This is a genomic window from Trinickia sp. NRRL B-1857 (assembly GCF_050470685.1).
Classification (GTDB): domain Bacteria; phylum Pseudomonadota; class Gammaproteobacteria; order Burkholderiales; family Burkholderiaceae; genus Trinickia.
In genome coordinates this window covers 693,378-708,191 of record NZ_JBFLUK010000011.1, presented here as the reverse complement: position 1 = coordinate 708,191, position 14,814 = coordinate 693,378, and the positions used below count along the sequence as shown (strand labels likewise).

13 protein-coding genes are annotated in these 14,814 nt (G+C 61.5%); 9 read left to right on the top strand and 4 right to left on the bottom strand.

What is annotated here, in order from left to right; translation table 11 throughout:
• The first annotated feature begins 207 nt into the window (after nt 1–207).
• Together AB1286_RS24210 and AB1286_RS24205 are read left to right on the top strand one after the other, a co-directional pair.
• A complete protein-coding gene (locus AB1286_RS24210) occupies nt 208–1,203 on the top strand; it encodes a DedA family protein/thiosulfate sulfurtransferase GlpE (protein ID WP_430365773.1) in 996 nt (331 codons plus the stop codon).
• Nucleotides 1,204–1,434: 231 nt separating this feature from the next.
• Nucleotides 1,435–1,743: a DUF4148 domain-containing protein gene (locus AB1286_RS24205; RefSeq protein ID WP_430365772.1), complete on the top strand. Its 309-nt coding sequence runs from the start codon at nt 1,435–1,437 to the stop codon at nt 1,741–1,743.
• A gap of 105 nt (nt 1,744–1,848) precedes the next feature.
• Here the strand turns inward: AB1286_RS24205 and AB1286_RS24200 are convergent, their stop codons facing one another.
• Nucleotides 1,849–2,655 (bottom strand): alpha/beta fold hydrolase, encoded by an 807-nt coding sequence (locus AB1286_RS24200; protein WP_430365771.1) that lies wholly within the window; start codon nt 2,653–2,655, stop codon nt 1,849–1,851.
• Between the two features lie 137 nt (nt 2,656–2,792).
• Between AB1286_RS24200 and AB1286_RS24195 the strand changes: the two genes are divergently transcribed.
• The 4 genes from AB1286_RS24195 (at nt 2,793) to AB1286_RS24180 (ending at nt 6,478) form a co-directional block, all read left to right on the top strand.
• Complete coding sequence (locus tag AB1286_RS24195; protein ID WP_430365770.1) at nt 2,793–3,716, top strand: LysR family transcriptional regulator; 924 nt, start codon at nt 2,793–2,795, stop codon at nt 3,714–3,716.
• A gap of 206 nt (nt 3,717–3,922) precedes the next feature.
• A complete protein-coding gene (locus AB1286_RS24190; protein WP_430365769.1) occupies nt 3,923–4,639 on the top strand; it encodes a response regulator in 717 nt (238 codons plus the stop codon).
• Nucleotides 4,640–4,761: 122 nt separating this feature from the next.
• Nucleotides 4,762–5,583 (top strand): sensor histidine kinase, encoded by an 822-nt coding sequence (locus AB1286_RS24185; protein ID WP_430365768.1) that lies wholly within the window; start codon nt 4,762–4,764, stop codon nt 5,581–5,583.
• 166 nt (nt 5,584–5,749) lie between these two features.
• On the top strand, nt 5,750–6,478 hold the full coding sequence (locus AB1286_RS24180; RefSeq protein ID WP_430365767.1) for a pirin family protein: 729 nt from the start codon (nt 5,750–5,752) through the stop codon (nt 6,476–6,478).
• A gap of 489 nt (nt 6,479–6,967) precedes the next feature.
• On the opposite strand, the gene AB1286_RS24175 is transcribed toward AB1286_RS24180, so the two are convergent.
• On the bottom strand, nt 6,968–7,144 hold the full coding sequence (locus AB1286_RS24175) for a hypothetical protein (RefSeq protein ID WP_430365766.1): 177 nt from the start codon (nt 7,142–7,144) through the stop codon (nt 6,968–6,970).
• 236 nt (nt 7,145–7,380) lie between these two features.
• Between AB1286_RS24175 and AB1286_RS24170 the strand changes: the two genes are divergently transcribed.
• The gene (locus tag AB1286_RS24170) at nt 7,381–8,397 is read left to right on the top strand and encodes a GlxA family transcriptional regulator (RefSeq protein WP_430365765.1); all 1,017 of its coding nucleotides are present in this window, start codon (nt 7,381–7,383) and stop codon (nt 8,395–8,397) included.
• 120 nt (nt 8,398–8,517) lie between these two features.
• Here the strand turns inward: AB1286_RS24170 and AB1286_RS24165 are convergent, their stop codons facing one another.
• On the bottom strand, nt 8,518–9,717 hold the full coding sequence (locus tag AB1286_RS24165) for a glycosyltransferase (protein WP_430365764.1): 1,200 nt from the start codon (nt 9,715–9,717) through the stop codon (nt 8,518–8,520).
• Between the two features lie 307 nt (nt 9,718–10,024).
• A complete protein-coding gene (locus tag AB1286_RS24160) occupies nt 10,025–10,690 on the bottom strand; it encodes a DUF1345 domain-containing protein (RefSeq protein ID WP_430365763.1) in 666 nt (221 codons plus the stop codon).
• Between the two features lie 181 nt (nt 10,691–10,871).
• Here AB1286_RS24160 and AB1286_RS24155 point away from each other — a divergent pair, with 181 nt between their 5' ends.
• Complete coding sequence (locus tag AB1286_RS24155) at nt 10,872–12,551, top strand: VRR-NUC domain-containing protein (RefSeq protein ID WP_430365762.1); 1,680 nt, start codon at nt 10,872–10,874, stop codon at nt 12,549–12,551.
• A complete protein-coding gene (locus AB1286_RS24150; RefSeq protein WP_430365761.1) occupies nt 12,548–14,812 on the top strand; it encodes a helicase C-terminal domain-containing protein in 2,265 nt (754 codons plus the stop codon). The genes AB1286_RS24155 and AB1286_RS24150 overlap by 4 nt, the downstream gene beginning before the upstream one ends.
• The last annotated feature ends 2 nt before the right edge of the window (nt 14,813–14,814 follow it).

Sequence of the window (14,814 nt, the reverse complement as noted above, 5' to 3'; positions counted from 1 at the left end):
ATCGATACCTCCGTCGCCGGTCATCGGCGGCTTTTCGCCTAGCCATTCACTCGGCTAGGCGCTTTTTCGAACGCGTTCCCGCCGCGCCGTACGATCCGACTCGCGATCGACATTCCCATTCATCGTATCGAAGCAGCCACGCATCGAACGGGGCATAATCCGCGCATGCCGCATTTTTCGCGCGGCACGTTTTCGCGAGGTACTTCGATGCTCCACGACCTGGTCGTGCGTTACGGCCCGGCGCTCGTTTTCGTCAACGCGTTGGCCGCGGCACTCGGATTGCCGGTGCCGGCAATGCCCACGCTCGTCCTATTCGGCGCGATGGCCGCGCTACACCCCGCGTCGGTCGGCGCGCAGCTCGTGCCGGTACTCGCCCTTGCCGTGCTGGCTTCGGTGATCGGCGACAGCGTATGGTTCCTCGCAGGCCGCGTCTACGGCGGCGCCACGCTCAAAACGCTGTGCCGGTTGTCGCTCTCGCGCGACACCTGCGTGAAGAAGACCGAACGTTTCTTCGGCCGCTGGGGCGTTCGCGTGCTGACCGTATCCAAACTGGTCCCCGGTCTTTCGCTGCTTTCCGTCCCGATGGCCGGCGCGCTCGGCACGCCGTATCGCGCGTTCGTTGCGCACGACGGTATCGGCGCCGCGATTTGGGCCTCGCTCGGATTGGGTGTGGGCGCCCTCGTATCCCACCAGGTCGATTGGTTCTTTGCCGGCATCGGTCGCTTAGGACATGCGAGCATCGTCGTCATCGCCGCGCTGCTCGTCGCCTATGCCACCTATCGCTGGATGCGGCGCCGCGCCTTGATGAACAAGCTATCCGATGCCCGTATCGACGTAGACGAACTGTACGAATTGATGCTGCGCGAGCCCGCACCCGTCATCCTCGATATTCGATCGGAGGAAAAACGGCTACTGGATCCCTATGTCATTCCCGGGACGCGCTTCGCCGACGATCGCAAACTCGACGACGTCATCGCCGCTTATCTCCCTCAGCAAAAGATCGTCGTCTACTGCTCGTGTCCGAACGAAGTGTCGGCGGCTTGGATGGCGAAGAAATTGAACGAGGCGGGCTTTTTGGACGTGCTGCCGCTCAAAGGCGGCATCGACGCGTGGCGCGACGCCGGCCGCACGGTCGTCACCTTGCAACCGCAGGCAGGCGAGCCCCCGGTTGCCGACGAACAGTCAACCCCACGCATCGCCTAACGACGCTCGACGCTCGATGCTCGCCCATCCGCGAGCGTCTTTCTTCACGCCTTCGCGTATCAATCCGATCGCTGCCTACCTGGCGCTGCGCCCATCGTTCCAGAATGCGTAAAAATGAATTCGAAAATTAGGCGTTAACCCTAGAGCCTCCAATGGCTAGACTGCTTACATCGGTTCACGAAACGAACCCGATGCAACAGACAGCACGAAAGACTTTTGGAGGTAATTGCCATGAAATCGCTCATTCAATCCGTTCTGATCGCGGCCGCGCTGACCGCTCCCGTCGCAGTTTTCGCACAATCGAATGCCCCGCTGACACGCGCCGACGTGAAGGCGCAACTGGTGCAATTCGAGCAAGCGGGCGGGCCCCGCAGCTTCAGCAACGATCCGTACTACCCGGCCGACGCGCGCCTCGCGCAAGCACGCGTCGACGCGCAAAACGGCAACGCTCGCGCAATCGGCGGCGTGCACGCCGGCTCGTCGGCTTCGGGCTCGCCCGTCTCCACCGGTGCGAACGACGCCCTGTACTTCGGCCGTTAATCAGCGCGCCGATCGCGCGTCGGCCCACGGCGGTATCCGCTAGATATCGCCCTAGGCCGACGCGATAGGTTCGAGCGGTCCGCACGCGCGGCGCGGCTCGACCGATCAGCCCTCAAGCAAGAACGCGTTCACTGCATCGACGAACGGTTGTTGCGACTCCACATTCGGCAAATGCACGCACGGTAGCGACAAATATCGTGCGCCCACGATCGCACTGGCGATCGCTTCGCCGTGCTCCGGCAAAGTGACCGTATCGTGCTCGCCCGCGATAACGAGGGTCGGCCGATGCACCAGCGCGACCGTACGCCGGAAATCGAGATCGCGCACCGCAGCGAAGGCGCCTGCCAGTCCATGGGGCGACGTTTCGGCCACCATCTTGCGAAACGCATCGACAACGGGAAGTCCCTGGTCGATCGTCTCTTGCGAAAACCAATTCCGGATAAAGCCCTCGGCCGTCTCGCGCATATCGCGAATGCCGCTAATGCGCGCGAGCTCCGCGATCCTTCCGTCGAAATAGTCGGCCGGCCCGAGGTAAGCGGATGTGTTGCTCAGCACCAGGCGCTCGATTCGCTCAGGCGCCCGGATGCCGAGCCACTGCCCGATCATGCCGCCTAACGAAAGCCCCAGGAAATGCACGCGCTCGAGCCCCAGCGCATCGAGCAATTCGACGACGTCGCGGCCGAGCCGGTCGATCGAATAGGCACCCCCGGGTGCGTCCGACGCGCCGTGGCCCCGCGTGTCGTATCGCAAGACGCGGAAATGCCGGGCGAGATCGGGCATCACGCCGTCCCACATGTGCAAGGACGTGGCGATCGAGTTGGACAGCATCAGCACGGGTGCGCCTTCGCGCCCGTCGAAGCGATATGCGATGCGCGCACCGTCACCGGCGGTGATGAACGAACGATCTTCCATGATGGGTTTTCCTCGAAATGGGTGGAGTTTTTTGGTTCGACGGAAGCATCGTAGTTTCGCGGCCGAAAGAAAGACATTACAAAGTTTTGATATTCTTTGTAACGCTACTCGGTCAGCCAAACTCAGCCGCTACGCTCATGAACGAATTTACCCTCCACGATCTACAGTGTTTCGACGCCGTCGTGCGTGCCGGCGGCTTCCAAGCGGCGGCCGATACCCTGCATCGATCGCACCCGGCCGTATTCGCGGCCGTCGCACGTCTCGAACGGCAAATCGGCTTGGCGTTGCTCGATCGCAGCGGCTATCGCGTCCGCTTGACCGCCGAGGGCCGCACGTTTCATGGCAAAGCGCAAACGCTGCTGAGCGAGTTCGCCGGCCTGCGAACCTATGCGGCCCAGTTGGCCATGGGCGAAGAAAGCGAGCTGCACGTGGTGATCGGCGATCTGTGCCCGCGCGAGCAGACGCTCGCACTGCTTTCGGGCTTTTTCGGTACGTGCCCGGGGACGCGTCTGCATCTGCATGTCGAGGCAGTCGCCGGGCCGCAGGAACGATTGCTCGACGGCGATGCCGATTTGATCTTGCATCGGATCGACAGGGGCGATCCTCGTATCGAATGGCTCGCAATCGGCGAGGTCGAGCTCGTGCCGGTCATCGCGCCGTCGTTGCTACCCGAGAAGCTGCCCAAAGCCGTCAAACCGGAGCACCTACGTGCGCTGACCCAATGCGTGATGCGCGACACGGCCCGGCATACGCCCGCGCGCGACTATTTCGTCGTCGAGGGTGCGGCGCAATGTACCGTGAGCGATCAATCGATGAAGCGGGACATCATTTTGCAGGGCTTGGGCTGGGGCCATCTGCCGCGGTACATGATCGAAGACGACCTGCGGCGAGACCGTTTGCGCTCGCTCGCCGGCCGGCACCTGCCTGGTGCACGCGAGAAAATCGTCGCGGCCCGTCGCGGCGATCGGCCTCACGGTCCCGTCGCCGAGCGGCTCTGGCGGTATTTGAGCGAGCGAGCGCCGGCAGCGCTCGCGGACGTCAAACCGAAGCGGATGCGATAGCCGCCGAATAACCGCAGAAAAGCCACCGGATTACCGCCGATGCCTCGACGCGACGGCGACTTGGAACACACGGGCGTCTCGCTGTACGATGCAACAATCGACCTGCGGACAATATTGCAGGGAAAACCTGAATCAATAAGACAAATAGGGGCGATTATCATGACGATCAGCTTGATCATCGGCCCCCCGCATCTCTCGCACATGCAATGAGCACCGCCATTTCCTACGGGAGGCGCGAGGCGACCGACGGCAGCCTGGAAGGCCGCCCGCCGTGCGCGACGCGCATTCTGCTCGCGGACGATCATCCCGTGTTCCGTGAAGGCCTACGAGAAGTCCTCGAAAGCCTCCCCGAGATGCGAGTCGTCGGCGAGGCATCGGATGGCGCATCCGCAATGGAGTTGATACGCCGTACGCGAGCCGATATGCTGTTGCTCGACCTCTCGATGCCCGGGCGCAGCGGCATCGAATTGATTAGAAAAATTCGCGACGAAGCCCCTCAATTGAAAATCCTCGTGCTGACGATGCATGAGGAGCGGCACTATGCATTACGCGCGTTTCTGGCCGGCGCCCACGGCTATCTGACGAAACACGCAGCGGCGGCGGAACTCTCGTGCGCCGTGGGCAAAGTCTCGGCGGGCGGCACTTACGTGGGAGAGTGGATGGCCGAGTACATCGCGCAAAACCTCGTCGCGCCGCCCGAAACGGCACCGCACCAGCAGTTGAGCGATCGCGAGTTCGATATCTTCATGCGTCTAGCGCGCGGGCATCGTGCCGCCGAGATCGGCCGTGCACTGAGCCTCAGCACCAAGACCGTCGGCAACTACAAGGCCCGTATCTGTCAGGCCATGCACTTTGCGAACGACGCGGCGCTCATACACTATGCAATGCGCCATCAGTTGATCGACGATCACGACGTCATCTGAAAGCCCTCAAGAACATGCGGTTATCCTCTGAGCCCGCCGGCGTCCCGGGGAATGCGAATGACCCCGCAATTTTCCACGCGATCACACTCGCGGCCCGGTTGATTGCCGAGCAGGAGCAGCGCGTGACCCGGTCCGCCCCCGGTTCCGGCGAGCGGCAAGCCTCCGAGGATCTGCTTGGGGCCCTGCGCACCAGCTTGGCGCTGGGCTACCGTTTTCAATGCGCGACCAGCCATCGGCCCTTGTTCGTCCGCCGCGAGGTGAGTACGGACACCCCTTCAGTGGAAGCGGCCAGGCAAATGCAAACGGTGCGCGAGCAAGAACGCAGACGCATCGCGCAGGACTTGCACGACGACCTTGGACAACAGTTGAACGCATTAGCGCTGGCCGCGCAGCGTGTCGAGCGTCTTTCAGGGCCGCAACCATATCGCCATCCGTTAGGCACGGCCATTCATGAACTGCAAGGGCAGATCGAATCCGCGGTGACTTCGGTTCAGCGGATGACGCGGCAACTGCGGCCCCTCGCGCTGGAGACGCTCGGATTTCCAGCGGCGATCGAATGGCTGGCCGCCGAATTCGCAAACCGTTCCAACGTGCGGCTAGCCTGCCGGTTCAGGGTCGACGATATCGCCGTTTCCGAGCACGCTGCCACGGCCATTTTTCGAATCGTTCAAGAGGCCCTGACCAACGTCGCCCGCCATGCCCGCGCACGCACGGTCACGATCGATTTTTACCGCGACGGCGAGCTATGCACGCTGCGGATCGCCGACGACGGCGTCGGCCGCAAGCTCGACGACGCTAAGCGCCAGGCGCCGTCGCTCGGGTTGTCGGGTATGGCGGAGCGCGCGGCGCAGTTTCAGGGGACGCTGTCCGTTCGCAGCAACGAAGGCGCGGGCTTTACCGTCGTCGTGCGCTTGCCGGCCGCAGCGATCTCGACGCACGCATAAGCGTGCAGCCTCCCTGCCTGTCCGCCCCCGCGCGATTGTCCCATTCATGAGACGGTGAGTCGGCGCCATGCGTCTTCTGACAGCCGAAACGTTGGCATAGACTGCCTAGCCATCGACACCTGCATTGTTGCTTTCGTTGGGTGTCCTAACGTTTCGGAGAATGATAATGATCGAAATCAGAAAAGCCGCCGATCGGGGCATCGCCGAACACGGCTGGCTCAGCTCGCGCCATACCTTCTCGTTCGCACAGTACTTCGACCCGCAGCAAGTCGGCTTCTCCGACCTGCTCGTCATCAACGACGACCGTGTCGCCGCCGGCCGCGGGTTCGGCCGCCACCCGCACCGAGACATGGAGATCTTCTCCTATGTACTCGAGGGCGCGCTCGAACATAAAGATTCGATGGGCAACGGTTCGACGATCGTGCCGGGCGACGTGCAGTTGATGAGCGCCGGAAGCGGCGTCGCGCATAGCGAATACAACCCGTCGCCCGAGCACCGCGTGCATTTCCTGCAAATCTGGATTCTGCCGTCCGAAGCCTCGTTGGGCGCGGCGCCTAGGTATCAGCAAATGCACGTTCCACCGGAGGAAAAGCGCGGCAAGCTGCGCTTGATGCTCTCGCCGGATGGGAGCGACGCCTCGCTCGCGCTGCGTCAAGACGCTCGTGTCTATGCCGCGCACCTGAACGGAGACGAAACGGCGTCGCTCACCCTGGCGAAAGAGCGGTACGCCTATATCCACGTCGCCGAGGGCGAAGTCACGCTTAACGGCATTCGACTGGGCGCGGGCGACGGCGCGAAACTGCGCGAGGAAGACACGGTGACATTGACGGAAGGCCGCGACGCACAGGTTCTCGTATTCGATTTGCGTGCTGTCGAAACACCGGCGATGCGCTGAAGCAGCGTACTCGCCCCGTGACGATCGGCAAAGCGAGACCGCCTGTTCAGGGTTTCCCCCTTCCCCGTACACGGCCATGACCGTTTCGGACGATTCAACGCCGGGCCGCGTTCTTATTCAACGCGCCCGGCTTTATTTTTTTCGACGCGCCCGCCGCCGAGGCGAGGCGGACGATATTGCCGCGCAAAGCGCGCGCCTCCCTCTTGCGACGAAAGTTGGCAGTTTATTCATGGTCGAATAGGCCGACTTTCGCGCCAGCCTAGTATTTATCCGCCAATTTTAAGGGCGCTGTTGCGCAGTAAAACCGGGCGGGGCATATTTTCCCGCAAGTCGCCCTGTCGAAACCGACAACGCGGCATCGTTTCCCCTACCCCGCACTCCTTCGACCAAGAAAATGCATCAACGGATGCACGGGTGGGTTAGCAGTTCCCCATATTTTTCGCAAGCACTTAGTTCAAAACAGATAAGGTTGTGCCGAAACCCGCGAAATTACGCTTGCGCCAAACCCATCACAGTTGATAGGCGCTCGCCAATAAATCGCGCTTCCGGGTTACATTTTGATGCAATAGTTTTTATGTGGAAATTTAAACCACTCCCTTTTATTATCGACGTCGAGAGCATGGTCTGTCCCATAGCGTCGAAAAACACGCCAAGCAGCAAGCTCATGGATTCGCCTTAAAGCCGGCGTGAGGCGCCGTTTGTTCCGCGTGCGCCGCCAGGCGCAGCGAAGACGGACGGCGTAAAACGAAGCGCAGGATAGAACACGCTTTTCAAACCATTTAGCATCGGCGGAAGCCGGCTCACGAAAATAAATAAAAAAAATAATCAAAACTTCTAAACAAGCCTCGAGAATTAGTTATCGAAGGAAAAATCGCGCGCACAAGGAAACCAAGGAGCCAGCCATGATGATGGAAAAAATTGAAAAAAATTGCGGCATACGCAACGTCGGGCCGACGGGCGTACACGGGGATGAAACCAACCCACGTTGCAAGCAGATCGGATTACTGCTGTTCAAAGGCTTTTCCTTTATGACGGCCGGGATGGTCGCCGAAGTCTTCGACGTCGCCAACGAACTGGGTGGGAACGGGGGAGGAAAGACAAATCTGTATAGCGTGCGCTTGCTGTCCATCGACGGCGGCGACGTCGTCTGCTCATCATCCGCGCGCGTCTCGACCGATCGGTTGGAAGCGCGCCAATTGGGCGATTTGCATACGTTGATTATCGTTGGGGACTCGGGCGCGGCATTGGCTGCACGGGAAAACCCGTTTGTGCGTTGGTTGCGCGTGATTTACCAAAGGACGGACCGGATCGAGCCGATCGTCAGTCAGGCCGCGCTAGCCTCCATCGACGCACATCGCCAACGTAAGTTCGGCGGCACCGAGAGCTGGAACGCCTCGCTGGAATCGCGCGGAACGTCCGAGTACGTCCCTAGCGCGAGCGACGATCAACACCGGTTGCTCTGCCTCGCGCTATTCCAGGTCAAACGCGATCTGGGCCTCGACGTCGCGATGAAAATCGCCGAGCGCTTGATGCCGGGCACGAGCCGGGTATTGCTGCCGAAGTTGAGCCGCACAAGCCACCGGAGCACGAGCGAGCAGGTTCGCGAATCGGCTCGTTGGCTGCTGGCCAACTGCGAACAAGACATTACGATCGTTGACGCCGCAAGCGTCGCTGCAATGAGTCAGCGAAATTATTTGCGCCATTTCAAACGCGAAATGGGCACCACGCCTTCGGAATTTTTGCTGCAAGCGCGCCTTGAGTTGACGCGGCGGCTGCTTGCCGAAACGAAATTGCCTGTCGATGTCATCGCGCGGCATAGCGGCATGCGCAACGGCGACAATTTGGCGAAGATGTTCCGCAAGCGGCTGACCGTGTCCCCCACGGAATACCGCCTTCGTAATGCACGGGCGACTGTCTAACCGATACTGATACGCGCGGATCGCGCTCGGCCACCGGCAAGCATTTCGGCGAATTCTTAAACGATTCGCCGAAGCTTGCCGGTGGCGTTTTGGCGTATCTGGAGCACGCGCACGGGCGATTCAGTCGCTCGTCAGCGTGGTCTGTACGATTTTCTTGAAGTGATTGACCGTATTGCCGGCAAGCAAGTCTTCGGAATTCGACCGGGGCGTCGAGCGGCAGATGCCGTCGAGCGCGAACGCTTCGTCGATAGCGGCATTGACCGATCGTGCGGACAAACTGCGCAACAAGGAACCGAGGCGATCGCGCTTCGTGAACCACCCGATCAGTCCCGAATCCGTTGCAATGACTGTCTTACCGTATCGATGCGCTTGCGCGAGAACACCACTCATCCCGTAGTGCCGTTTGTAGCCGACCCATACCGCGTCGCATGCGCAAAATAGGTCTGCTTCCATTTCCGGCGAGATGAATTGGTCGTAGACGCTCACCCGACTAAATAACCCGCCGCCGATCGAAGCAATGAACGCGCGCACGTCTTTGGTTTGCTCACCGGCGATGACGATCAGCGGATGTTCGTCTCGCCGCATGCACGCGTATAAGAGTTCCTTGATTCCCTTGCCGTCGGATATCGTGCCGTACACGAGAATGCACCGCTCGTTGCCGATTCCCAATCGCGCTCTCGCCTCGTGCTGTTCAACCTGGTCGGCGTCGGCGAACGGGCCTTCCAAATAATGCACCGGCGGACAGCCGCCGCGGGCCGGCGATTTTGCGTGCCACGCCGAAAACGTCGGGTCGATCGTCAGCAGCGCCGATAAGTTTCCCCCGCGCAACGCGCGATAAAAGAGCCGCTTATAGACGAATTCGGCGAGCGGACGACGCGGCGCTTGCACCCCGATATCGCGCAAATGAAACGATTGACGCATCGCGATGCACATCCAACGCGTCGAGCCGAACGGCGAGCCGAGTACGCCGACGGCATTCAAGATGTAATCGCCGTCGGGGACGACTACGAGGTCGACGCTATCCGTGCGAACCACGCGGCGATATATCGACGCGAAAGCGGCGTAAAAACCGAAACCCATGTTTGCCGCATTGAGCCATGACGAGGGGTGCGCAAAGTGGCCATGCTTGCGATCGGTCACAACGGTGACCGCGGCACGCGAGACTTGGTACGCCAACAGCAGCGGATGATCGCGATGGCGCGGCTGCGTCCAGAGCATGCACTCGTAGCCGGCCTCGACCAGCGCTTCGATCGTCCATTGGACATATCGCCAACGATAGCCGGACAGGTCCGGCTCAATAACGAGCGCGCGCGGTCTCATAGCGCGAATCCGCCACGCGGTGTTATGCGGAAGTCGCTAGCAAGAACGCCGGAAAATGGAATGCGCATAGTGTGGCGAATAAAAAGGCATTGCGTTCGACAGGTCGACTTCTCGACTTATCGACTTATCGAGAATATGCCTCGCCGCCGAAGAGGTGGCAACGACGGCAGACAAAATGACCGATAACACCTAACCGCACACCTTCGGCCGCCCTGCCGGGCAACGCTGAGCGGCCAAGGGCCATGCTTTCTTATATCGCGTTCCACGCCGCCGGCAATAGGATCCCGCCCAATACGATCCCGCCCACTCAAGACCCTAACAATCCCGCCGCGATATTAACGCACAAACCCAGCACCGCGGCATTGAAGAAAAACGACAAAATCGACTGCGCCAACGCCGTCCGTCTAGCGCGCCGCGAGCAAACCGACACATCCGATGTTTGCGATGCAACAGCGATCGTAAATGCGAAATACATAAAGTCCCAATAGTCGAGCGGCTCTTGGGGATCGGGAAACTTGAGCGAAGCCTCGCCCTCGCCCGCCTGATGGTAATAGCGCGCATATTCAAGCGTGAATACCGTCGGAATCAGCAGCCAGCCGCCGATCATCGTGATGCCGGTCAGCGCGTAGTTGATGCTCGCCTGCTTGGCGCCCAGTCCCTTCGCTGCCGACAACTCGACCACGATGGCGACCAAACTCGCGATCGCCGCCGCTGTGATGATCGCCAATACCGCGCTCGCACCCTCGTCTTCGCGCTCCGCTACCCGCTGCAAATCTTCCGGGCTCGCCCGAAACATGCGAATCCAGATCAAGACGAGGTACGACCACATCCCGGCATCCCAGGCGGCGAGAGAACGCTGAATCGGCCGCAGATGCCACGGCTCGATCAGAAGAGCGATCACGCCGATCGCGATCCCGATGAAGATTCGTGGGCGATTACTTAAAAAGCGAACGATACGTGCGGATGGATCCATGGGGTCTCGGTTGGTTAAATTCGGATAAGTTTGCCGCCGCCATTGGACAGCGAAGACCGGACGCTATTATCGCCGCGCCAGCCACCTGATGATCGCGTATCCGAGAGAGAGTACGCGCCGAGGTCGCCCGCGAATTTGCTATCATCCCTGTACGTTTATACAGCCCTTTTTTCGAGCCGTCGTGTCCCCCTCCGCCCCTTCGCCGTACTACCTGCTGAATTTCGAGCGCGCGTTGGCGTGGGTTGGCGAGCGCTACGAGGGCTTGCTCGATGCGGCGGAGCGCGAGTTTCTAGAGGCGTTTCCTCGCTTACCGCAATCGGCCCGCGCACTGCTCGTTCGCATGCTGATGCGCCGGGGCTCGCTGTTTCGCGCTAGCCGGCTCGTCTACGAGGAGATCGGCTGCCCGCTCGCGGCGGCCGGCCCGCTGGCGGCGCTGGGCTGGATCGATGCCGACTGCGCCGTGACGATCGATGAATTGTTCGTCGTTGCGACGCTCCCCGAGTTGGCCCGTATCTTCGCGGGTTCAGGCGGACAGAAACACGCGCGCAAGGCGGCATGGCTCGAGGCGATTCGCCCGCAATATCCGGCGCCCCAACGCTACGGCGAATGGGCGAACGGCGCCGCCGATCAAGTCATTCGCACGTCGATAGACCCGCTGTGCGAGCGCCTGCGCCTTATGTTTTTCGGCAATCTCCACCAAGACTGGTCGGAATTCGTGCTCGCCGACTTGGGCGTCTATCAATATGAGTCGGTTGCCTTTCCGCACTCGGCTCGGGCATTTCGCACGCGCGCCGATATCGACGGCTACCTCTTGCTGCATGCGTGCCGCGCGGCGCTCGATGCGCTCGTCGAGGCTACCGACATAGAGGTCTTGCTGACCGCGGCGTTGTCGATCGAGATCGATAACCCGTGGCTGGAAACGCGCCGCGCGAAGCTCTTGTTCCGCGTCGGCAACCATGCCGAGCGGCTCGGTCACTGGCAGGTAGCGCATGACGCCTACATTCGCAGCACGTGGCCGGGCGCAAGGCATCGCCGAATCCGCGTGCTCGAACGCGACGGTGAGGCCGATCGAGCACACGCGCTGGCCTTGCAGGCACTGCGCGAGCCGGAAAGCGAAGCCGAAACGCAGCGCGTCGCCCGCATGATGCCGCGGCTATGTAAAGCCGTGGGGCAGCCGGGCAAGGCGACGCGCAAAGAAAACGCGATCGATCGCGAAACGCTCGTGCTGCCCTACCCCGACGAACCGTTCGCCGTCGAATATGTCGCGCGCGATCATCTGGGTACCGAGTCGGCTCCCGTCTTTTATGTCGAAAACGGCCTGATCAATTCGCTCTTCGGCCTGTTGTGCTGGGAAGCCGTGTTCGCCCCCGTGCCGGGCGCGTTCTTCCATCCGTTTCAACGTGGGCCGGCCGACCTGTACGCACCCGATTTCCAAGCGAAGCGCGCCGAGCTCTTCGCCCGATGCCTTTCGCAGTTGGACACCGAAGCCTATCGCTCGACGATCCTGCAAAACTACGAACGCAAGAGCGGCCTCCAATCGCCGTTCGTGTTTTGGACCATGCTGACGCAGGAGCTCATCGCGCTAGCCCTCGATTGCCTGCCCGCCGCACATCTAAAACTTTGGTTTTCGAGGATGCTTGCCGATATCCGCGAAAATCGCTCGGGTTTGCCCGATCTCATTCGCTTTTGGCCTGCGCATCGGCGTTACGAGCTCATCGAGATCAAAGGCCCCGGCGACAAGCTGCAAGACAACCAGATTCGCTGGCTGCGCTATTGCGTCGACCACGCAATACCCGTGCGTGTCATCGACGTTCGCTGGGCCCAAGCACCCGCCGGCGACGGCGAGAGGGTTGCGGCATGAGCTATGTCGTCGCCGTCCGTACGCTATGCGAGTTCACCGCGAAGCGCGGCGACCTCGATCTGCGCTTCACGCCCTCGCCGACCTCCCTCGAGGGCATCGAAGGCCACGCGACCGTCACCGCCCGGCGCGGCGCCCAATACGAAGCCGAAGTCACGTTGACCGGCACATACGGCGAATTGACGGTGCGCGGACGCGCCGACGGATACGATCCGGCGCTCAATCGCCTCGAAGAAATCAAGACGTACCGCGGGCAACTGGAGTCGATGCCGGAAAACCATCGCGCGCTGCATTGGGCGCAGGCGCTCGTGTACGGGCATCTGCTCTGTCAAGCGCGCGCGCTCCCACGGCTAAATGTCGCGCTCGTCTATTTCGACATCGGCTCGCGCAAGGAAACGGTACTCACGCAAACGCACGACGCAGCTGCACTGCGCAGTTTTTTCGAGGCACAATGCGAGCGTTTTCTCGCATGGGCGATGCGTGAAAGCGCGCATCGCGCCGCGCGCGACGCCGCGCTCGCCCAGTTGCAGTTCCCCCATGGCGCCTTTCGCAGCGGGCAGCGCGAGCTCGCCGTCGCCGTCTACCGCGCATCGCGCGACGGCCGCGCACTCATCGCTCAAGCGCCGACGGGAATCGGCAAGACGCTGGCCACGCTGTTCCCCGCGCTCAAAGCGTGCGGACAGGGTCACGTCGAACGCGTTTTCTTTCTCACGGCGAAAACCCCGGGACGCGCACTCGCGCTGGACGCGATCGACACGCTCCATCGGGGCGAGCCCGCCTTGCCGCTGCGAACGCTCGAACTCGTCGCCCGCGACAAGGCTTGCGAACATCCGGACAAGTCGTGCCACGGCGAATCGTGTCCGCTCGCGCGCGGCTTTTACGATCGCCTTCCGGCCGCCCGCGAACTCGCGCTTTCAAACCGCAGGCTAGACCGCGACGTGGTGCGGCGCGCCGCACTCGAACACGACGTTTGCCCTTACTACTTGGCCCAGGAGCTTACGCGCTGGTGCGACGTCGTCGTCGGCGACTACAACTACTATTACGACACCAGTGCGTTGCTCTACGCACTTACGCGTATCAATCAATGGCGCGTCGCCGTGCTCGTGGACGAAGCGCACAACATGCTGGAGCGCGGCCGCAAGATGTACACGGCCGAGATCGAGCAATCCGCATTCAAGGCCGCCGGCAAGATCGCGCCCGCCGTTTTGAAAAAAGCGCTTCAACGCTTGCAGCGTGAATGGAATGCGTTGAACCGGGAGCAGATGAGCCCTTATCAGGCATACGGCGAAGTGCCCGCACGCTTGTTATCGGCCGCGCAAAACCTGATCGGGGCCGTGACCGATCACCTTGCCGACGCGCCGCTGTCGCTCGACGACACGTTGCTGCGCGTCTTCTTCGACGCGATGCATTTCGTTTCGTTGTCCGAACAATTCGGCGAGCATTCGATATTCGACATTCAACTCGATGCGAAGCGCGCGGGCGACCCGGCGCGTCGTCTGTCGACGCTCTGCGTACGCAACGTCGTACCCGCGCACTTTCTCGCGGCCCGACATGCGGCCGCGCATGCCACCGTCATGTTCTCCGGGACGCTTTCGCCCGAGCGTTTCTATCGCGACATGCTCGGCTTACCGGACGGCACGGACGCGATCGACGTCCAAGGCCCGTTTCGCGCGCAGCAACTCACCGTCCGCGTGGCCGCGCATGTCTCCACGCGCTGGCGCGATCGCGAGCGTTCGCTGATTCCCATCGTCGATTTGATGGCGGATCAATACGCGGAACTACCGGGCAATTACTTGGGTTTCCTAAGCAGTTTCGACTACTTGCGGCGCGTCGCCGATCTTTTGCAAACGCGGCACCCTGACGTGCCCGTTTGGACGCAGGCGCCCGGTATGGGCGAGGCGGAACGCGATGCTTTTTTGGCGCGCTTTCGCACGGCCGATCGCGGCATCGGGCTCGCCGTGCTCGGCGGTGCGTTTTCGGAAGGCGTCGATCTCGTCGGCAACCAACTGATCGGTGCGTTCGTCGCGACCCTCGGCTTGCCGCAGGTCAACGACGTCAATGAGGAAATGCGCCGCAAGATGGCCGCCAAATTCGGCAGCGGGTACGACTATGTTTACTTGTACCCGGGACTGCAAAAAGTCGTGCAAGCGGCGGGGCGAGTCATCCGCACCGAAACGGACGTCGGCGTGTTGCATCTGATCGACGACCGTTATCGGCAAGCCGAAGTCCGCAGGCTATTGCCGGCTTGGTGGGCGCTGCCCTAAGC

Coding starts and splice junctions, on each gene's coding strand:
- AB1286_RS24195 (WP_430365770.1), top strand. CDS start 2,793: ATGAACGAATTTACCCTCCACGATCTACAGTGTTTCGACGCCGTCGTG.
- AB1286_RS24165 (WP_430365764.1), bottom strand. CDS start 9,717: ATGAGACCGCGCGCGCTCGTTATTGAGCCGGACCTGTCCGGCTATCGT.
- AB1286_RS24170 (WP_430365765.1), top strand. CDS start 7,381: ATGATGATGGAAAAAATTGAAAAAAATTGCGGCATACGCAACGTCGGG.
- AB1286_RS24175 (WP_430365766.1), bottom strand. CDS start 7,144: ATGAGCTTGCTGCTTGGCGTGTTTTTCGACGCTATGGGACAGACCATG.
- AB1286_RS24160 (WP_430365763.1), bottom strand. CDS start 10,690: ATGGATCCATCCGCACGTATCGTTCGCTTTTTAAGTAATCGCCCACGA.
- AB1286_RS24150 (WP_430365761.1), top strand. CDS start 12,548: ATGAGCTATGTCGTCGCCGTCCGTACGCTATGCGAGTTCACCGCGAAG.
- AB1286_RS24200 (WP_430365771.1), bottom strand. CDS start 2,655: ATGGAAGATCGTTCGTTCATCACCGCCGGTGACGGTGCGCGCATCGCA.
- AB1286_RS24210 (WP_430365773.1), top strand. CDS start 208: ATGCTCCACGACCTGGTCGTGCGTTACGGCCCGGCGCTCGTTTTCGTC.
- AB1286_RS24180 (WP_430365767.1), top strand. CDS start 5,750: ATGATCGAAATCAGAAAAGCCGCCGATCGGGGCATCGCCGAACACGGC.
- AB1286_RS24190 (WP_430365769.1), top strand. CDS start 3,923: ATGAGCACCGCCATTTCCTACGGGAGGCGCGAGGCGACCGACGGCAGC.
- AB1286_RS24205 (WP_430365772.1), top strand. CDS start 1,435: ATGAAATCGCTCATTCAATCCGTTCTGATCGCGGCCGCGCTGACCGCT.